Origin of the sequence: Dolichospermum sp. UHCC 0259 (genome assembly GCF_009711935.1) — a bacterium.
GTDB lineage: Bacteria > Cyanobacteriota > Cyanobacteriia > Cyanobacteriales > Nostocaceae > Dolichospermum.
Genome location: NZ_VIKX01000269.1, coordinates 16,074 through 35,044, shown reverse-complemented (window position 1 = coordinate 35,044; position 18,971 = coordinate 16,074). Strand labels below are relative to the sequence as shown.

Annotated in this window: 18 protein-coding genes and 1 pseudogene; 10 read left to right on the top strand and 9 right to left on the bottom strand. The window is 39.1% G+C overall.

Going from position 1 to position 18,971, the window contains the following annotated elements:
- Positions 1–18 precede the first annotated feature (18 nt).
- The 3 genes from FJR05_RS22875 to FJR05_RS22865 form a co-directional block, all read right to left on the bottom strand.
- The gene (locus tag FJR05_RS22875; RefSeq protein ID WP_168646239.1) at positions 19–384 is read right to left on the bottom strand and encodes a secondary thiamine-phosphate synthase enzyme YjbQ; all 366 of its coding nucleotides are present in this window, start codon (positions 382–384) and stop codon (positions 19–21) included.
- Between the two features lie 110 nt (positions 385–494).
- Positions 495–1,592: a glycosyl transferase gene (locus FJR05_RS22870; protein WP_168646238.1), complete on the bottom strand. Its 1,098-nt coding sequence runs from the start codon at positions 1,590–1,592 to the stop codon at positions 495–497.
- A 149-nt stretch (positions 1,593–1,741) separates the two neighbouring features.
- The gene (locus tag FJR05_RS22865; protein ID WP_168646237.1) at positions 1,742–2,893 is read right to left on the bottom strand and encodes an aminotransferase class V-fold PLP-dependent enzyme; all 1,152 of its coding nucleotides are present in this window, start codon (positions 2,891–2,893) and stop codon (positions 1,742–1,744) included.
- 85 nt (positions 2,894–2,978) lie between these two features.
- Here FJR05_RS22865 and FJR05_RS22860 point away from each other — a divergent pair, with 85 nt between their 5' ends.
- On the top strand, positions 2,979–4,094 hold the full coding sequence (locus FJR05_RS22860; protein ID WP_168646236.1) for an ABC transporter permease: 1,116 nt from the start codon (positions 2,979–2,981) through the stop codon (positions 4,092–4,094).
- A gap of 157 nt (positions 4,095–4,251) precedes the next feature.
- Here FJR05_RS22860 and FJR05_RS22855 read toward each other — a convergent pair whose 3' ends face one another.
- From FJR05_RS22855 to FJR05_RS22845, 3 genes are all read right to left on the bottom strand, one after another.
- A complete protein-coding gene (locus tag FJR05_RS22855) occupies positions 4,252–5,151 on the bottom strand; it encodes an Rpn family recombination-promoting nuclease/putative transposase (RefSeq protein WP_168646235.1) in 900 nt (299 codons plus the stop codon).
- Positions 5,152–5,288: 137 nt separating this feature from the next.
- Complete coding sequence (locus tag FJR05_RS22850) at positions 5,289–6,314, bottom strand: ABC transporter permease (RefSeq protein WP_168646234.1); 1,026 nt, start codon at positions 6,312–6,314, stop codon at positions 5,289–5,291.
- Positions 6,315–6,533: 219 nt separating this feature from the next.
- A complete protein-coding gene (locus FJR05_RS22845; protein ID WP_254447038.1) occupies positions 6,534–8,147 on the bottom strand; it encodes an ABC transporter substrate-binding protein in 1,614 nt (537 codons plus the stop codon).
- Positions 8,148–8,389: 242 nt separating this feature from the next.
- On the opposite strand from FJR05_RS22845, the gene FJR05_RS22840 reads away from it, so the two are divergent.
- The gene (locus tag FJR05_RS22840; RefSeq protein ID WP_168646240.1) at positions 8,390–8,965 is read left to right on the top strand and encodes a thioredoxin family protein; all 576 of its coding nucleotides are present in this window, start codon (positions 8,390–8,392) and stop codon (positions 8,963–8,965) included.
- Positions 8,966–9,028: 63 nt separating this feature from the next.
- Here the strand turns inward: FJR05_RS22840 and FJR05_RS22835 are convergent, their stop codons facing one another.
- Entirely contained in the window at positions 9,029–9,541 is a 513-nt protein-coding gene (locus FJR05_RS22835; protein WP_168646233.1) for a hypothetical protein, read from the bottom strand.
- Between the two features lie 339 nt (positions 9,542–9,880).
- On the opposite strand from FJR05_RS22835, the gene aroA reads away from it, so the two are divergent.
- The 7 genes and pseudogenes from aroA to FJR05_RS28075 form a co-directional block, all read left to right on the top strand.
- Complete coding sequence (aroA, locus tag FJR05_RS22830; protein ID WP_168646232.1) at positions 9,881–11,230, top strand: 3-phosphoshikimate 1-carboxyvinyltransferase; 1,350 nt, start codon at positions 9,881–9,883, stop codon at positions 11,228–11,230.
- A gap of 67 nt (positions 11,231–11,297) precedes the next feature.
- Positions 11,298–11,660: a hypothetical protein gene (locus FJR05_RS22825; protein WP_168646231.1), complete on the top strand. Its 363-nt coding sequence runs from the start codon at positions 11,298–11,300 to the stop codon at positions 11,658–11,660.
- Positions 11,657–11,812, top strand: a complete 156-nt coding sequence (locus tag FJR05_RS27050; protein ID WP_217385662.1) for a hypothetical protein — start codon at positions 11,657–11,659, stop codon at positions 11,810–11,812. Before FJR05_RS22825 ends, FJR05_RS27050 begins: the two co-directional genes overlap by 4 nt.
- Before the next feature lie 135 nt (positions 11,813–11,947).
- The gene (locus FJR05_RS22820) at positions 11,948–12,175 is read left to right on the top strand and encodes a hypothetical protein (RefSeq protein WP_168646209.1); all 228 of its coding nucleotides are present in this window, start codon (positions 11,948–11,950) and stop codon (positions 12,173–12,175) included.
- Positions 12,169–12,498, top strand: coding sequence for a type II toxin-antitoxin system PemK/MazF family toxin (locus FJR05_RS22815; RefSeq protein ID WP_168646230.1), 330 nt, complete (start codon positions 12,169–12,171; stop codon positions 12,496–12,498). The genes FJR05_RS22820 and FJR05_RS22815 overlap by 7 nt, the downstream gene beginning before the upstream one ends.
- Positions 12,476–12,829, top strand: a complete 354-nt coding sequence (locus FJR05_RS22810; RefSeq protein ID WP_168646229.1) for a hypothetical protein — start codon at positions 12,476–12,478, stop codon at positions 12,827–12,829. Before FJR05_RS22815 ends, FJR05_RS22810 begins: the two co-directional genes overlap by 23 nt.
- Positions 12,830–13,422: 593 nt before the next feature.
- A pseudogene (locus FJR05_RS28075) lies at positions 13,423–13,648 on the top strand (IS5/IS1182 family transposase); the annotation flags it as partial.
- Between the two features lie 371 nt (positions 13,649–14,019).
- Here FJR05_RS28075 and FJR05_RS22805 read toward each other — a convergent pair.
- The gene (locus tag FJR05_RS22805) at positions 14,020–15,573 is read right to left on the bottom strand and encodes a DEAD/DEAH box helicase (RefSeq protein WP_168646228.1); all 1,554 of its coding nucleotides are present in this window, start codon (positions 15,571–15,573) and stop codon (positions 14,020–14,022) included.
- 64 nt (positions 15,574–15,637) lie between these two features.
- Positions 15,638–16,993 carry a 30S ribosomal protein S12 methylthiotransferase RimO gene (gene rimO, locus FJR05_RS22800; protein ID WP_168646227.1) on the bottom strand — a complete coding sequence of 452 codons (1,356 nt, stop codon included), beginning with the start codon at positions 16,991–16,993 and terminating at the stop codon, positions 15,638–15,640.
- A gap of 1,085 nt (positions 16,994–18,078) precedes the next feature.
- On the opposite strand from rimO, the gene btpA reads away from it, so the two are divergent.
- A complete protein-coding gene (gene btpA / locus FJR05_RS22795; protein WP_168646226.1) occupies positions 18,079–18,885 on the top strand; it encodes a photosystem I biogenesis protein BtpA in 807 nt (268 codons plus the stop codon).
- The last annotated feature ends 86 nt before the right edge of the window (positions 18,886–18,971 follow it).

Here is an 18,971-nt window from a genome sequence, read left to right as displayed (position 1 = left end):
TCCTATCCCTGTTACTTCCTAATTCCTTTTTAGTGGGGGAGTGTGAACAGTTACTACCAAATGACTACGATTAATGGGAATTTGTTCGGAGGTATGGGTTAAAACTGTGCGGATATGTCCTGGCATATCGTCTGGTCCTTCAGCATCATGAATGTAATAGTTTCCTTCTGGGACTATTTTTGCCATGAAATTAGCTAAATCAACTAATACATCAGGATCAGCATTTTCTTGAATTACTAAACTTGCTGAGGTGTGACGTAAAAATAAACTACAAAGCCCAGTTTCTATGCCAGATTCGGCAACAATGGCTTCAATTTTGGCGGTAATATTGTGAAATGATTTTCCATTAGTGGAAACTCTTAATAGTTTTTGGTAGTGGGTCATGGCTAGTTTAGAGTAGTTTATATATAGCGGTTTTTGGCTAAATGAAATACAAGAACCCCACCCCCAACCCCCTCCCCGCAAGCAAGGAGGGGGCTTATGATGTATTTCATTCAAGTGCATACAGCTATATTTGTCTCTAAATAATCTATCACAGCTTTGGCTATTGTTTCATTCCCATCTTTGGTGACAATGTTAGGCTGCTTTGGTGCTTGGGGTGATTGATCAAGAAAATCCCAATCTCCTTGAAAAAATTCTGGTGCTGTGAGAATTTGATGGTGGTTGTAATTAGCAATTCCGGCTAACATGAAAGCTGCTTCGGCAAAATCATCACGGGGAATAGTGATAACTGGTATTTCTAGACGGGTAGCTTCTGAAAATGTCCCATATCCAGGTTTAGAAATAACTCTCCCACAAATCGGCATAAAATCCACAGGACGGTATTGACGATTTGTAACTTTAATTAAGTTAGGTAAATCTGGGGCTGAGGCATCGAAAGTGATAAATTGCCAGTCGGGAAATTTGCTGATATTAGTATAAGGAATTTCTTGCAAACCTAAGCCGCCAAATGTCATTAAGATAGTTTTTTCTAAGGATGTGGTTATTCCCCAATTAATCCGTAATTCATCAATAGTAAAATGGGGAGAACCACCAGTTAAACCGACATCTGTAATGTTGGTAAATGCTGACATGGGTTCATGGAAAGGCAGACGAAATAAAATGTCGCATTTTCTGTACCAATCACTAATCCAATCAGCTATTTCCGTAAATTCTTCCCCCCAATCTCGATAGATAAAATCCCAACCAAAGTTACTAATCATCCAGCAAGGAATATTCGTAGCTTCAGAAAATCCAGCAGCTAAAAAAGGAATATCTGCTAAAATTAAATCAACACGATTTTGACGAATAAAATTAACTTCTGACGCAATTAAGGATTTGTGATTTTTTTGAATTTCTCGCAGTTTTGCTAAAGTTGCTGGTTTATCCATTGTCAAACTATCAGCTTGAATCACACCTAAATCAAACGCCCGTTGACGTAAAATAAAATCACATTCTATATAGGATTCCAGTAACCAGCGAGGTGCAGTGGTGACTAGAATTAATAATACTTCAGGATATAATTTTTGGATGGTGTTAGCGATGGAAGCTGTGCGGGTAGCATGACCAAAACCGTGATTTGTGATTGCTATATATATAGTTGGTCGTTTCATGATTTAAAACAAAGTTAGAAAGAGTATTGGCCGATTAGAAAGATGCCTCCGGCACGCTCCGCGAACGCTACTATACAAGCAAAGTCCGCCGTCGCGGACTAATATAATTTAACCCACGAAGGTGGGTTTTGTCTGTGTAGCCGTGACTTCTAGTCGCCTTCTATAGCTGCTATTAATTTGTCAATTTCTGATTCTAATGTTAAATAATGAACACTTACACGAATGCAATTAGGATGGGCAATTGTGCGCGTTAAAATATTTTCTGACTCTAGAGATTGCACTAATTTAGAACTAGGCTGATTAGTTAATTGAAAGGAAACCAATCCACTTTCTGGAGGTGAATTTTTTAAACATTTGACATTAGGTAAAGAGTTTAATTTTTGCCAGAGATAATTACTATTTTTGCAAATTTGCTCATATCTTTCCTGTGCTGTCCCCCATTGTTCATGAATTGTAATTGCTTCTTTTAAACCAATATATAATGAAGTTGGTAAAGTAGATACTTCATATCTGCGTCCATCTGGTTGCCAACCCGTCGGTTGGGCTTGATTGTTGGTAATTACTCCATTTAAGCCAATGAAAGTAGGGTGCAGATTTTTCCTGGCTTGAGGACTTACATATAAACCACCCACACCAGCGGGACCGCATAACCATTTGTGACCGGTAAAGGCATAAAAATCTACACCCAAAGCAGTTAAATCCAAAGGGAGAACGCCCACGGATTGAGCCGCATCTATCAATAACAGCGAATTATTGCCTTTGCATACTTGTACAATTTTATCAATGGGTAAAACTTGACCTGTATTCCATAAAACGTGACTTAAAACTACTAAGCGGGTTTTGGGACGGAGGTTTTCAGCAATAATACTGATGGGATTTCCCTCATTTAAAGTAGCCATTAACGGACAGGTAGTAACCTCGACTGCAAATCTGCGGGCAATTTCTTGGGCAGTAGCAATGACTCCAGGGTGTTCGCAGTCAGAAAGGAGAAGATGATCACCGGGTTGCCAATCAATGCCCCACATCGCAATGTTACAACCGACGGTGACATTACCAGTGAGAGTTATTGTGTTAGATGGTACATTAAGTATGGAGGCGATCGCTTCCCGACTGGCTTGTATTTGCGGTGCAATCCAGCTGTATGCCTCACTCCCAAAAGGACCTATACTTTGAATATGGGCTTGAGATTGGGTAATAGCATCCATAGCCCTTTGCGGCATTGGACCCTGTCCTCCGTAGTTAAAATAAAGCTTATTACTTAAAGCGGGAAATTGTGAGCGATGGTGATGCAGGTTATTCATAAAATAGGTTTGCGGTTTTTTATCTAATCTATTGATATATACTTTTATCAACAATTAATCAACATTAACTTTTACATCAAAAACTATGAATTGGTGGCAACGACTCAACAAAAATCCTTTAGCACGAACTGGGGCAATTGTCCTCTTATGTTTTTATTTAGCAGTAATTGGTGCTGATTTCATCGCTCCTTATAACCCTTATGATTCACAAACCAATGGTTCACTACTTCCACCGACTCAGATTCATTGGGTATCTCAATCAGGGCAGTTTATTGGACCCCATGTATATCCTACAACACAAGGGGATACTAACTTAGAAACTGGTGAAAGAAAAATAATTATAGATCAGACAAAACCTTCACCATTAAGATTATTTGTGAATGGACCTAAATATCAATTATTCAACTTGACTATTTCCCTCCCACCAAAATGGCAGGAAGTCACAATTATTCCGGGGATTTCTTTAAATTGGCATTTGTTTGGCGTTATTGGTGACGCAAAATTGAATATTTTGGGAACAGACGAACAAGGACGCGATCAATTTAGTCGGCTGTTGCATGGTGGTCGCATTAGTATGTTCATTGGTATTTTTGGGATTATCATTACCTATCCATTGGCGTTGCTTATTGGTGGTATTTCCGGCTATTTTGGCGGAATAATTGATAGTCTCATCATGCGTTTAGCAGAAGTATTGATGACATTTCCGAGTATTTATTTATTAGTAGCACTATCAGGGATTTTGAGTCCAAAATTAACCAGCACTCAGCGATTTTTATTAATTATTCTGATTACTTCTGTAATTAGTTGGGCAGGTTTAGCGAGGATAATTCGCGGACAGGTATTATCAATCAAAGAACTCGAATTTGTGCAAGCAGCAAAGGTAATGGGTGGTAATCCCATTTATATTATTGTTCGTCATGTTTTGCCACAAACTGCAACTTACATCATTATTTCTGCTACTTTAACAATTCCTAGTTTTATTGGAGCAGAAGCAGTATTAAGTCTAATTGGTTTAGGGATTCAACAACCAGATCCTTCTTGGGGAAATATGCTTTCTCTAGCTAGTAATGCTTCTATTTTAGTATTACAACCTTGGCTAATTTTACCACCAGCAATTCTAATTATTATCACCGTTTTGTCTTTCAATGTATTAGGTGATGGGTTGAGAGATGCTCTTGATCCACGTAGTTTGCAAAGGTAATAATGTGTCTGATAGCATAACCATTTAGTAGGTAGGAATAAAAGTTAAAGTTTGACTTGAAACAAGCCTTAAAAGACCAAGGAGTAGAAATTAGACAATTAACTGCAAAAAATTAAAAAAGTGATCAGTCGAACTAATCACTTTCCATTTCTTCTAATTACTCTGAAGGAGTTTCATTAACAGATGTTTCCGCAACCTTTCTTACCGCTTCAATATCCACAGCCAAATTTGCGGCTATTTGTTCCACAGTCAAACCTAACTGTAATAACAAAGGTACTGTTTCCAACTTACCTTCCAACTTACCTTCCAACTTACCTTCCAACTTACCTTCCAACCTACCTTCCAACTTACCTTCCAACCTACCTTCCAACTTACCTTCTAACTTACCTTGTACTTTCGCCTCCTCCGCAACTTCTCGAAAATACCTTGTTTGCTTTAATTCATCTAGAGTAAACATTGCTTCAATCTCCTGACGAGTTAAATTACTTAATTTGTAAACCAAGATTGTCTCTAACAATTCTAAGACTTTTTGTCTTTTACTGGCATCTGCTAATTGTTGTCGAGATTTTTGGATTAACTGCCTTGTATGATCAATAGCAGTTTCCTCTTTTTCCACTACTAGCTGTACCATTCCCAGTCCTATTGAATTATCGGTTGTTACCTCCAACTCATCCAAATAAATAAACGTGATTTGCTGACTCATTAGCAAACCCCGATACTGCATTGGTACACCAGGATCTAAACTACGTTTAGCAAAAATGGCTACTGCATGAAAATCATTCTTTGGTTGATATTGATTCAGATAAACAAAGATTTCGGTAAATAACCGCCAGTAAAAATCCGCTTTCGGTTGAAATTGAACTTCTACAAAGTAAATCGGTTGTTCAGGTATTTCTGAATCAGGTATAAATAAACCATCAAAGCGAAATGCTAGTTCCTTAATTTCTACAGAAGTGAATTGATATGCTTCCGCTTCTGTGGCTGGCTTGCCAATCAGTTCAAAAAGGATACTAGGTAATGTCTGAAATAGTTGATAGAATATAGTATCTGTTTTCACAAGAATGATGTTCTTTTACATGAGCTTAAAAAGTAGCGATCTAAAATTTTTTTGACAAAGTTATCAGTCCAGCTAATCACTTTCTATTAGCACTGTATGGTGTATGGCGTTAGCCATGCTAAAATCATACTCCTTTTTTAATATCTAATTCTCGGATCTACATAAGCATTGAGAATATCAATCAAAATACTCGCACTCACGACAATTGCCCCAAAAAATACTAACACACCTTGTACAGTAGGATAATCTCGGTCGGAAATAGCTTGATAGAGGCGATTTGCTAACCCTGGCCAGGAAAATGTCACTTCTGTTAAAATTGCTCCACCTAACAAGGAAGCAAATGTTAATCCTAAGACTGTAATTACAGGAATTAAGGCATTCTTTAAAGCATGGGAAACTAAAATCTTACTTTCAGAAATTCCTCGCGCTCTAGCTGCTTCTACATAATCAGCTTTTAAGGTTTGTTTTAAATTAACTCTGACAATGCGTTCAAAAATGCCACTTAGCAAAATTCCTAAAGTTAAACTTGGTAAAGCTAAATGATGTAAAGATGTGAAAAATTGACTTAAATTCCCACTTAATAAACTATCAATTGTATATAAACCAGTAATATTTGTAGGTGCAGGAAGATTAGGTGGAAAACGATTGGAATTGGGAAACCAACCCAATTGAACTGAGAAAACTAATTGTAATAACATACCTGCCCAAAACATTGGTAGTGCGTAGGTAATAATCCCAAATAAACGCCCACCAATATCAAAACCAGTTCCCGGACGAGAAGCGGAAATAGTTCCCACTAAAACACCGACAATCAGCGCCACAGCCATACTCGCAAATGCTAATTCTACTGTGGCTGGAAAATATTGACTAATTATTTCACCTATATTTTGACCGCGACTGGTTAAGGAAGTTCCTAAATCAAAGCGTAGTAAATTACCTAAATAATTGAGATATTGTAACCAAATTGGTAAGTCCAAACCAAGTTGTTTTCTTAATTCTTCTTTTGCACTTTCGGGCGCTCTTCCTCCCAGAATTGCATCTGCGGGATCTCCTGGTGTGGCTCTAAGTAAAATAAAGACAATGGTGATAATAGTTAATAGTTGCAATGGCGCAAATAGTAACCTAGAAACAATGTAATACTGTAATGCTTTAGAACGAGACATATTTTTTATAGGAGTCAGGAGTCAGGAGTCAGGAGTCAGGAGTCAGGAGTCAGGAGTCAGGAGTCAGGATGAAGAAAGAAGGATTCACCTCGTTCCTTGTCAGAGACAAGGAATGCAGTCTTGAGGCTCTGCCTCATCTAATTAATCAAGAGGCAGAGCCTCTGAATGGCATTCCCAGCCGGAGTCTGGGAACGACAGTGAAATCGCTCGGTATTGATTCTACTTTTTAATTGTTTTATAAATTAGGTTTTGGGTAGGATCAAGATTGACATTGGCTACGCCTTTTTGAGCAAATACAAAATCTTTGCTTTGCCATAAAGGGATGTATGGGACATCAGTTAATACTTGGGTTTGAATGTCGGCAAATATTTTTTTCCGAGTTTCAGGATTTTGTTCTTTACGTTGTTGATCTATGAGTTTATTCATAGCTTCACTATAATAGAATGACCCCTGAGTTTGACTACCGCCGATTTCACAACCTTTAGCAACTGAACCTTTTTCACAAGCTAAAAATGGCTGTACGTAGTTATCTGGATCTAAAAAGTCTGGATACCAATTAGTTAAGGTACTGGGATATAAACCTTTGGAAATTTCTTTATAGAAAGTAGCACCTTCGACGGTTTTAACTTCAAATTGCAAAATACCATCCATTTTAGTATCAGCGAGGGATTTTAAGGTTTGTGCAACTAAACTGCGAGTCATTGAACTTGCTGGATACCAAATTTGCACTTTTGCCGGATTTTCTTTGGAAAAACCAGCAGCAACTAAGGATTTTTTGGCTTCTTCAAATTTACCATCACCATATTTATCTTGAAACAATGGTTGGGAAACGTTGAAGGTTGTGGGAATCATGCTGTAAAGAGGATCAGCCTGTGATAATAATACCCGATCATTTAATAATTTACGATCAACTAATGATGCGATCGCTTGTCTCACCTCTACTTTATCTAAAGGTTTTTGATTGCGATTTAATGTCATATAAGTAACTACACTACCTTGAGCAGATATAGCTTGCCAATCTCCCTTTTTCGCACTTGCTTCTAAACTCTGAATTTGATCCGGTTGTAAGGATAGATAAGCCACATCTATCGCACCAGTTTTAAAGGCATTAAATAAGTTGACTGGACTGGTTTGAATTTGGACATTTACACCTTTATTTTCGGGTTTTGTTCCCCAATATTTATCAAATACATCAAACTTTAAGGAATCAGTTCCATATTTAGCTAATTTGTAAGCACCAGTCCCTACAAAAATATTTGGTTTAAATTTTCCCGCCCCAATTTCATAAGCTGTTGGTGAAACTGCACAGACTCCCGAAAATGCTAACAATGAAGGAAAAGCTGCAAAGGGTTTTTTCAGTTTAATTGTTAATTCATACTCTCCGGTTGCTTTAACTGAAGCTACGGTATCGGAAAGCAGGAAAGATGGTTTACCTTTGTTTTCGATGAAGCGTTGCAGACTAAACTCCATTGCTTTGGCATTGAAAGGAGTATCATCATGAAATAGGACTCCTTGGCGAATAGGAATGGTATAAGTTAAACCATCTGCACTCACTTTTGGTAATGCTGTTGCCAATTGTGGTTTAATTTCTGTACTACCTGGTTCGTAAGTGTACAGGCGATCGCTCATATTAAATACTAAACTCAAAGATCCCAATTCATACGCATCAGCAGGATCAAGAGTTCTTGGTTTTTCCGTTGTCCCTACGGTAATCCGACCATCACCCGCAGGAGTATTTACAGCACTAGGCTGTGGTGCATCTGTTTGTTGTTTAGGAGTACAACTAACAACCAATAATAGACAAAGACAGAACAAAGATAGGAATTTTGTCATCCTACCCCATTGCTTCATTAGCAAGGAACACCAAGTGATCATTATTAAAATTTTTTCAATCAACGGTCAGTCATTATAGCAGGGAACAGGGAATATTTATCTTTTTCCTAAAACTTAATTAAATAATTCATGATATACTTAAATTTTCTAATAAGTTATGAATTTGAATTTGGTAATTTTCCTAAATCAAGATGGATTATTCTATTATTAGAAAAAATCCTGATCAAAACATTAAAAAAATTATGGTTTTAACCGCTTCTACAATGTTGCCTCTAGGCACGAAAGCACCAGATTTTCATCTACCAGAAGTAGTATCTGGAAAAACAATTTCTCTTGATAATTTTGCCAATAAAAAGGCATTATTAATCATGTTTATTTGTCGTCACTGTCCATTTGTTAAGCATATTCAACAAGAATTAGCCAGATTAGATCAAGATTACAGCAAGAGTGATTTAGGGATTATTGCCATTAGCGCTAATGATGCTCAAAATTATCCTAATGATGCCCCAGAATCATTAAAAGAAATGTGTATAGAATTGGGGTTTGATTTTACTTTCTGTTACGACGAAACTCAAGCAACGGCAAAGGCATATACAGCAGCTTGTACACCGGATTTCTTTTTATTTGATAGCGAGAGGAAACTCGTTTATCGCGGACAATTAGATGATAGTCGTCCTAGTAATAATCAACCTGTAACAGGTAAAGATTTAAGAGCAGCTATTACCGCAGTTTTAAATAATCAACCTGTGACAAGTGAACAAAAGCCTAGTATTGGTTGCAATATCAAATGGAAAGTAGGTAATGAACCTAATTATTAGTAATTGGTAATTGGTAATTGGTCATTGCTAAAACTCTTACCTGTTCCTTGTTCCCTGTTCCCTTCAATGCTGAATTTCCAAATTGAGAATGTAATGACCCAATTGCACTTTTCCTGTCCAGAGTTCATATTCTAAACGGAGATGTTCTGGAAAAGGATGTCCACTGAGAGTGAAACTTTTGGTAAAATTACGCAAACGGATAGGTTGATGGGGTTGTAATGATTCATTTGGCAACCAAAAACGACTAATGCCATATACACCCAATTCCCAAAAGTGACGGTAACTGACTTGAGCATTACCTTGCATTGTCATAATTAACCGCCGAGGTGAAATTTCCAGCCATAAAATTCTGGGGCTGCTAGGAGGAGAAAAATCGTTTTTAGTTGGGTAAATTGTATCTTCTTGATTTAAATAACTGCCTACTTCACAACTAATAAGAGGTGGTGCAGTCAATAGTAAATGAAATTTATCTGTGTCCTTTTGAATTAAAGTTCCAGCAGTGTCAACCACAGACCAAATCGGCAAGTCAGTGGAAATCATTGATAAACATACGGGTTTGCGGTGGTTAGTTAGCATGAGAGTGTGAGGGGTTAAAAATGAAGAATAAAAGTTTAGCGATTTTCTAAATTGCTAATTTTGCCTATTATTTAACGTTACGGCTGACGTTTTTGGTGGAAGCAACAAAACACAAGACATTTAAGCAAGATGTCTAATCAATAGTAAAACCTGCTTCATCGTCAGCAAATATTTTGATTTGTTAATTGAGACAATTCAATATGGTATTACCTGTCACCTGTTATCTACCAGAAGAAAGATTATAGTTGCCAAAAAGCGGTAGGATACTAAATTGGAAGTGAATAGTGACAAACGAGTCGCTGTTTAGCTTTTATTCTATTCAAAAGTCATTGTATCCTAATGTCGGCTATTGTTATTACTTTAGAAACTCAAGCAAACTCTTCGGATCACTTAATTATTCAGCGCCCTGCGGCTGAATTGTCTTTGCGGGGACGTATCCGAGTTCCTGGTGATAAGTCTATTTCCCATCGCGCTTTGATGTTGGGGGCGATCGCACAAGGGGAAACTCAGATTCAAGGACTGCTGTTAGGTGAAGACCCCCGTAGCACTGCGGCCTGTTTTCGGGCGCTAGGGGCGGAAATTTCGGAATTAAATACAGAATTGGTAACAGTCAAAGGCATCGGTTTGGGCAATTTTCAAGAGCCTATAAATGTCTTGGACGCGGGTAATTCTGGGACAACGATGCGGTTGATGTTGGGCTTATTAGCATCCCATCCAGGGCGATTTTTCACGGTGACAGGTGATAGTTCTTTGCGATCGCGTCCTATGTCCCGTGTCGTCAAGCCGCTGCAACAAATGGGGGCGCAAATTTGGGGACGCAAAGGCAACACCTTAGCCCCTCTAGCCATTCAAGGACAAGCCCTGCAACCCATACACTATCATTCTCCCATCGCTTCGGCTCAAGTTAAATCCTGTATCCTCCTGGCGGGTTTAAACACCGAAGGACAAACCACCGTCACCGAACCCGCTTTATCACGGGATCACAGTGAACGAATGTTAAGGGCTTACGGCGCGGAATTAAGTATAGATCCAGGCACCAACAGCGTCACGATCACAGGTGGGGCGAAACTCTATGGACAAACCGTAATTGTCCCCGGTGATATCAGTTCGGCGGCTTTTTGGTTAGTGGCTGGGGCGATCGTTCCCGGTTCAGATTTGGTAGTCGAAAATGTCGGTGTCAATCCTACCCGCACGGGGATTTTAGAAGCTTTGGAACTCATGGGGGCAGATATTCAACTAGAGAACCAGCGGGAAGTTGCGGGAGAACCGGTAGCTGATATTCGCGTCCGTTCTGGTGGTTTAAAAAGCTGTACCATCGCTGGTGATATTATTCCCAGGTTAATTGATGAAATTCCCATTTTGGCAGTTGCGGCGGCTTTTGCCCAAGGAACAACCATTATTCGGGATGCAGAGGAGTTAAGAGTCAAAGAGAGCGATCGCATTACCGTCATGGCACAACAACTCAATAAAATGGGGGCAAAAATCACCGAATTACCTGACGGAATGGAAATTATCGGCGGTACTCCCTTAGTCGGTGCGGAAGTAGATAGCCATACAGATCATCGCATTGCCATGAGTTTAGCGATCGCCGCCCTCAACGCCACCGGTACAACCACCATTAACCGCGCTGAAGCAGCAGCCATTTCTTATCCCAACTTCACCAACACATTACGGGAAATTTGTCAATAATTTTTAGGGACAGGGAATAGAGGACTGGGGTATAATTGATAAACAACAAATATTCTTAATCAGCATTATGACTACAGTTGCCATTTTACCTATATCAAATGCCAGTGGTGAAAGGTCTTATCGTGCCATTGCTGGAGATAAACAGTCTTTTGGTAAAACTGCCGGTCAAGCTTTAGATGCTTTGACTACACAGTTAGGTGAAGTTGAATTTCGGGCATTATTAATTATTGATAATTTTCATCCTGATCAATTCTTCACTAAAGATCAACAACAACGTTTATCCGAACTAATGACTATGTGGAGAATAGCAAGAGATCAAGAACAGAAACTTCCGCCAGAAATACAAATTGAGTTAGATAATCTTGTTAATCTGGAACTCAATGCTGCTACTGCTAGAACCGCATCTTTAGCACAACAGTGGAGTCAATGAACCCATTTTATCAGTTATTGATGGGTTACAGTATGTCCAGAGGTGAGTTAGGGTTACAACTCACACAACAAGAAAAACAATTTGCTCAATTTCAGAAATGGATACAAGGAAAAAAATCTTGCTCATCATCAGATATAGCTGTATGCACTTGAATGAGATACAGTCAGCCCATCGCAAACTCTGTAGGGGAGCAGGGTCTGCGCCCTAGATTGTATTGCATCCTAGCGATAACTGCTATAAATGGTTTGTGATATAATACCAATACCATAAACAATAGGAGATGTTTTATGAATCAAACCATCAACAAAATTGTGGAATCAATAGAGTCTCTTTCTGGTGAAGAAAAATATTTATTATTTGAGCAATTAGCTAAAAGAAAATTATTTAATGGTTATGAAAAACTATATCCAGATGTTGGAGAATCTTTAGAAATAGCTGAATCTGATTTTAATGATTATCTTTCTAATTTAGAAGATTATGAAGATAGATTGGCAAAAGGAGAAATTCAGTGGTAAATTTAAAAAGAGGAGATATTGTTTTATGTGATCTTAATCCAGTTAGAGGAACAGAACAGGCAGGAATTAGACCAGTTGTAATTGTACAAATAGATCAAGCCAATAAAGTTAGTCCTCATACAATTATTGTACCTTTGACTTCAAAAATTCGACAAACTATTTTAACATCTCATGTATTTATACCCGCTAATACTGGAGGCTTAAAACAAGATTCAGTTATTTTATGTGAGCAAATTAGAGTAATAGATAAATTAAGAATAACCAATTGCAAAACATTTATCAACTATTATCAAAGAATCTTTGGCGAGTGTTTCATCAAGTAAATGTCGTCAAGGAACGATTCTAGTACCAACATTTGTCATCTGGTTTGTAATTCTCTCCACTATCCGTCGTGATTTAAGTTATTTAGGAATTATGGATTGGATGATATCAGGATTGAGGTGGTTATCCTCAGCATCAACACGCCTAATTCTAGATTTTACCTATGGTTCTAGCCAAGGTAAAGGAACTGGTGAGAGGACTTTAATGACTAAATTACTGGCACAATTTAACCAGAAAAACTTATTATTTTTATTAGATGCTGGTTTATATTCCTTTGCAACTATTTTTAGTATTCGTACAAAAGAATGTGACTTTTTACTTAGGGCTTGCTGAATAAACCGAAAACCTAGATATATTAAGAGTTTCCGGGTTAAAAAAGTGAATTAGGTGCAAGGAATAAGCATTGAAACCATTAAAAACCTATCACTTTCTGGAATTTGAGACTATTCTTATCTCCTTCTAATTCTTCCTCCTGACTCCTGACTCCTGACTCCTGACTCCTAGCCCTCACAGATAACTTTTTCAGCAAACCCTACTTAGGGTAGCTTCTCATGTTAAACTACCTATTATCTCTGATTCTCCTTTGCCAGATGGATACATGGCTAGATATCCAGATGGAAGTTATTTATCAGAAATTAATGGCAAAATTCTTAATTTAGAAAAATCTACTCCAATCGCATAAACAATGGAATCAGGAAAGTATCATTGTCCGAGTTATTGAATATCAAATTCCTGGTTTTCTCCCTCGTCGTTTAGTTACTAGTATTATTGACCCTAATATTTCTGCCAAAGAATTAATTATTCACTATCATTGCAGATGGGAGGTGGAAATTTACCTTTTAATAGCACCAATCTTGATTATTTGTTTATCATACTTGTTTTTGCCGCCAAATAAAAGTCCAATTTTTAACCGTTTTTAGTATACACAAAGATTTAGTTTGGGTAGAGTCATGGCTAAACTTCCTCATACCTCTCTGACAGAAGATTGCTATTACTTTTTTAGTTATGAATCTTTCTACCTTACTATCAAGGGTTTTTTGTGGGTTTTTATGGCAATTTTTGCAAATAACCTCTTTTTTCTCTGATTTGATTACTAAAAGTGATGTTTTGCCTAATTTTAAACAACAAAAACTTATCTTTGCTTTTGCCTAAATACCTCGTCAATTTTTTTGCCTTTTTCCGCTTTTTCAGCAAGCCCTATTTATATTCCTGACTTTTCCCGTTAAGTCGTGAAACTCCCAATTAACAAGGGTTTTAGACTATAGCCTAATTCTCAACAAGCGACGTTTAATGAGAATAATCAACGAGAAAATAGGACTTTGGGGAGGGGGTTATAGTGGGCGATCGCTCAATTAGAAAGATAACGGGAAAAGTCAGATTTATATTCCCAGAACAAAATAGCTTAATACAGTAGTAATCAGCATTAAAGCCACCTTCAAGCCCGCAGGTTTTAATCTGTAGGTGAAAGTGGCTTTAAAATTAGCTTATTAACGGGCTGTCATGGAGATGAACTGACAACCCATCTATTCTCTACCTGTTGGTAAACCTAACTTGTGATTGCTAGGAATAGGAGAAGATTCATGGTGAGTGATTTTCAACTTGGGTTTAGGACTACCACCACCACTGCTGCGTCTGTCGTCTTTGCCTTCTTTTGACCAAGAGGAACGACCACCGCGACCACCACCGGAACTGCGTTCACGTTCGCCACTATCACCACGTTTATTGATTCTGGGTTTGGGAGTTGGGCTTTCGTCCACAGGTAGGTCTACTCCTGATAGTAACCAAGCGGGGCGGGTTTGATCGTAGGCGATTTGTAAAGCAGCAGCAGCGATCGCATGAGCATCATATTCCTCAATCATTTCGCTGATAATTGGCAAGAAGGAAGCTAACCGTTCCCCAGTTAAAGCTTCAGCCACTTGTCCTCTTAACTTCTGGATATGTTGGGCTTCAATCTGCGCCTTGGTAGGAATAGACAGAATCTGCCATGTTTGGCGGTTATGGCGTTCAAATGCCACTTGTTTGCGGCGTTCAAATGCCTGAACTAAAGAAATTGCCGTTCCTTCTTTTCCAGCCCGACCAGTCCGACCAATCCGGTGAACATAGGTTTCTACGCTATCAGGTAAATCAAAGTTGATTACGTGGGAAAGTTGGTCAACGTCCAAACCTCTAGCTGCAATATCAGTAGCTACTACCCAACGGACTTGACGGTTACGGAAACGGATTAATAGGCGTTCCCGGGCTTGTTGGGACAAATCACCATGATATTCATCCACACTGTGTCCAGCAGATTGCAATTGACTGGTTAATTCTGCGGCTGTGCGACGGGTGCGAACAAAGATTAAAGCTGTTTCTGGATCTTCCATTTCCAGAATTGGTTGTAAAGCTTTAGCTTTTGTCCAATGACGGGGAATCATGTAAGCCACTTGATTGATTTTATTTGGTGCGGCTTTGGGTTGTTCAACGGTGACAGTGACCGGTGAATTCAAAAATTTATTTACCAACATCCGAATTGATGGTGGCATTGTGGCAGAAAATAAGGCTGTTTGGCGTTCTTCTGGCGCTTGAGAAAGAATTCTTTCGACATCGTCAATGAAGCCCATGCTTAACATTTCATCAGCTTCATCTAAGACAAACCATCTGACTTGATCTAACTTCAAGTTACCACGATCTAGTAAGTCTATGACCCGTCCTGGTGTTCCCACGACAATTTGCGCCCCACGTCTGAGTTGCATAATTTGACGGTCAATTGATTGACCACCATAAATAGCCGCCGCTTTTAAGTAACTGTTACCAATAAATTGGGAAACAGCAGCGTGAACTTGAATTGCTAACTCACGAGTTGGGGTTAAAACAATTGCTTGTACAGCTTTTAAGCTGGGATCTAATTTTTCTAAAATTGGTAAAGAAAAAGCTGCGGTTTTACCTGTTCCTGTTTGGGATTGACCGACTACATCCCGACCATTTAATAGTTGAGGAATTGCTTGAGTTTGGATATTTGTAGGTTCAGAAAAACCCATGTTTGCTAATAATTCAGCACGTTCTTGGGAAATACCTAATTCTTGAAATGATAAATTCATTAATGCTCCTAGATTTGATTGTAAATTTTGAACTTGTCAGCCGATACTTATTTGTAATTAAGTCTTATACAACAGCAGATAGCAGATAGGAAGATAATCTATCACTATTGATAACTTGACCATAGAGGTCATACTCATCGGCACTTTGAATTGCTACTTTGACGATGGTTCCTAGCCTAGCCTCTCCTTTAACATAGACTTGACCATCAACTTCGGGAGAAAATCTGCCGGAACGACCGATTAATTCTCCACCTTCGGGGTTTTCTTGTTCAATCAGGACATCAACTACTTTGCCGACTTCCTGCTGATTTTTCTGGAAGGAAATTGGTTGTTGTAATTCCATAAGTTGATTACGGCGTTCCGTCATCACTTCTGCGGGAATTTGATTGGGTAGATTGTAGGCCGGAGTTCCTTCTTCTGGTGAGAAGGTGAAGACACCAACATGATCAAATTTATGTCGTTGGGTAAACTCTAATAAATGTTGAAAATGTGCTTCTGTTTCTCCCGGAAAACCAACTATAAATGTGGTTCTGAACACTGCTGATGGTAGGGCAATTTTCAGCCGTTCCATAATTCCATCATTAATTTGTCCTTGCCAAGGACGATTCATGGCGCGGAGAATTTCTGGATGGGAATGTTGGAGAGGCAAATCCAAATATGGTAAACAGTTGGGGGTTTCTTGGATGGCGGCAATTACATCGGGTGTGAGTCCGGTGGGATAGGCGTAGTGCATCCGAATCCAAGGGATATCTACTTTGCCTAATGCCCGCAGTAATTCGGCTAATTTGGGTTTCCCGTAAATATCTAAGCCGTAATTGGTGGTGATTTGGGAAATGAGAATTATTTCTTTGACACCTTGACTTGCCAGTTGTTGGGCTTCGGCGACTATTGATTCAATGGTACGCGATCGCTGGTTTCCTCGCAAATGGGGAATAATACAAAATGCACACCGATAATCACAGCCTTCTGCTACTCGCAGGTAAGCTACTCCTTCGGTGGTTGTCCGATAACGGGGTATGGTTTCATCGGCAATATAGGTAGGTTCGGCAGTAATTTCTTTAACTCTCTCTCCCTGTTCTACTCGCTCGATAATATCAACGATTTTGTGATAATCCCCTGTTCCCACTACCGCCACTGCTTCGGGCAATTCTTCCAATAATTGTTCTTGAAAGTGTTGCGCCATGCAGCCAGTAATGACGATTTTTTTCTTGGCTTCCGCTAGTTCTACTAGGGTTTTTACTGATTCCTGTCGAGCCGCTTCGATGAAACTACAGGTGTTAACAATTACGTAATCTGCTATTTCTTCGTTACTATCTACACCATAGCCTGCATTTACTAGCAGCCCTAGCATATGTTCTGTATCAATTCGATTTTTCTCGCAGCCCAGGTGAGAAATTGCGATCGTTGGCTTTTCAACCATATTTTGAATAAATCTTCCGTTTTTCCTTGTTAATTAACATTCAAGCGTTGGGTCGGAAATCAACAAATTTAGTAGATTTCAGGTAAATAGAAGCACAAAGCTTTAACCAAAAATCAAGGGGGTTTATTCCCGATTTCTGGCTGGGCGCAGGCCCTGCGCCCCTACTTTCTGATTTCTGTTGTCTTTTCCACCCAACTACCCGCTACTAATTACCAGATTTAACCTATATAACTAGCAACTTTAACTAGTAAAAGCCAGATTACGACCTTCACCTATCATGTTGATAGGGGTCATGTTATGATACTTCTACTAATTTGTTTCCCAGGGTAATCTTTAAGTGTCTTTGGGTAAGTTTGACACTCATTATATTTTTAACAATTCGCTTAATGGTATTTTGCATTACCGCAGCGTGGGCGTTGTTAATTTACCCGTTGGGAAGCCGACCAAGAGGTCTGTTGTGAGAAGCCGCTACCCAACCGGGGAAATCGCATTGGCGACTACGCCTATCAAGCAGTAATGCTACTCGGACATTTGCAATTAAATGCCGGGAAGCTGCCTTGCATCTTGTGAGTGGCAAACTTCTCTTGTCATCAGATTCTATCTTAACATATCTTATGGAAGGTTGGGATTTAATTTATATCTTCAGGAGGAGGCAATAATTTGACTGTAAAAAGGTGGGGTCAGGGGCAGGAAGATAGGAAAAATTACTAATTACCTATGACTAATCATCTATTCCCTGTTTTCTGTTCCCTAAAGCAACTTATATTATTAGTATAAAAGGCGGAAGGCTGTAATGCTTGGAGAATCTACATTTTCTGTTGGATTCTTCCTGTCTAGTTATTGATGCCATTTTGTTACCCCCTCGTCTGGAGAGCTATCGTGTATACACAAGTTAAATTACCCCCCTTAATCCCCCCTTATAAAGGGAGGAAACCGGAAAAATTAGTTCCCTCCCATTTCCAAGGGGAGGGTTAGGGTGGGGTAATTTGAGGAATAATGGTGATTCGATAACTTGTGTGTACACCGTAGCGTCTGGAGAGTGGGAATAGGCAAGAACTCCAGACTGTGACAAGTAAATTAAAGACGTGGACTTATATCAGTTATTTAAAACCCGAACACCAATTATTGGTGTAGTACATCTGCTACCTCTTCCGACTTCAGCCCGTTGGGGAGGTAGTCTCAAAGCAGTGATTGACCGCGCCGAACAAGAAGCCACAGCCCTTGCCAGTGGAGGTGTAGATGGGATTATCGTTGAGAATTTTTTTGATGCCCCATTTACGAAAAATCAAGTTGACCCCGCAGTTGTAAGTGCTATGACTGTGGTTGTGCAACGCATTCAGAATTTAGTTACTGTGCCTTTGGGGTTAAATGTGTTACGCAATGATGGTAGAAGTGCGATCGCTATTGCTAGTTGCATTAATGCCCAGTTTATCAGAATTAATGTTCTCACGGGTGTGATGGCAACGGATCAAGGTTTAATTGAAGGGGAAGCTCATCAATTATTACGATATCGGCGGGAATTAGGATCTGATGTGAAAATTTTTGCTGATGTTTTGGTCAAACACGCCCGTCCTTTGAGTTCTCCTAATTTGACGGTTGCTGTTAAGGATACTATTGAACGGGGTTTGGCTGATGCGGTAATTTTATCTGGTTGGGCTACTGGTAGTCCTCCTAACCAAGAGGATTTGGAACTGGCTAGTAATGCTGCTGCTGGTACTCCTGTGTTTATTGGTAGTGGTGCAAGTTGGGAAAATGTGGGTACTTTGTTACAAGCCGCAGACGGGGTGATTGTTTCTAGTTCTCTGAAACGTCATGGTCAAATTCAGCAACCAATAGATCCGATTCGCGTCAGCCAATTTATAGAAGCTGCCCGCAGACCTCTATTTGTCTAAACTATGATGCTTTTGATTTTCTTGATTTAGATGATATCTGAACTATGATTCTTTTGATTTAGATGATAGAAGGTATCTGAACCAAT

Coding starts and splice junctions, on each gene's coding strand:
- FJR05_RS22875 (WP_168646239.1), bottom strand. CDS start 384: ATGACCCACTACCAAAAACTATTAAGAGTTTCCACTAATGGAAAATCA.
- FJR05_RS22870 (WP_168646238.1), bottom strand. CDS start 1,592: ATGAAACGACCAACTATATATATAGCAATCACAAATCACGGTTTTGGT.
- FJR05_RS22865 (WP_168646237.1), bottom strand. CDS start 2,893: ATGAATAACCTGCATCACCATCGCTCACAATTTCCCGCTTTAAGTAAT.
- FJR05_RS22860 (WP_168646236.1), top strand. CDS start 2,979: ATGAATTGGTGGCAACGACTCAACAAAAATCCTTTAGCACGAACTGGG.
- FJR05_RS22850 (WP_168646234.1), bottom strand. CDS start 6,314: ATGTCTCGTTCTAAAGCATTACAGTATTACATTGTTTCTAGGTTACTA.
- FJR05_RS22845 (WP_254447038.1), bottom strand. CDS start 8,147: ATGACAAAATTCCTATCTTTGTTCTGTCTTTGTCTATTATTGGTTGTT.
- FJR05_RS22840 (WP_168646240.1), top strand. CDS start 8,390: ATGGTTTTAACCGCTTCTACAATGTTGCCTCTAGGCACGAAAGCACCA.
- FJR05_RS22835 (WP_168646233.1), bottom strand. CDS start 9,541: ATGCTAACTAACCACCGCAAACCCGTATGTTTATCAATGATTTCCACT.
- aroA (WP_168646232.1), top strand. CDS start 9,881: ATGTCGGCTATTGTTATTACTTTAGAAACTCAAGCAAACTCTTCGGAT.
- FJR05_RS22825 (WP_168646231.1), top strand. CDS start 11,298: ATGACTACAGTTGCCATTTTACCTATATCAAATGCCAGTGGTGAAAGG.
- FJR05_RS27050 (WP_217385662.1), top strand. CDS start 11,657: ATGAACCCATTTTATCAGTTATTGATGGGTTACAGTATGTCCAGAGGT.
- FJR05_RS22820 (WP_168646209.1), top strand. CDS start 11,948: ATGAATCAAACCATCAACAAAATTGTGGAATCAATAGAGTCTCTTTCT.
- FJR05_RS22805 (WP_168646228.1), bottom strand. CDS start 15,573: ATGAATTTATCATTTCAAGAATTAGGTATTTCCCAAGAACGTGCTGAA.
- rimO (WP_168646227.1), bottom strand. CDS start 16,993: ATGGTTGAAAAGCCAACGATCGCAATTTCTCACCTGGGCTGCGAGAAA.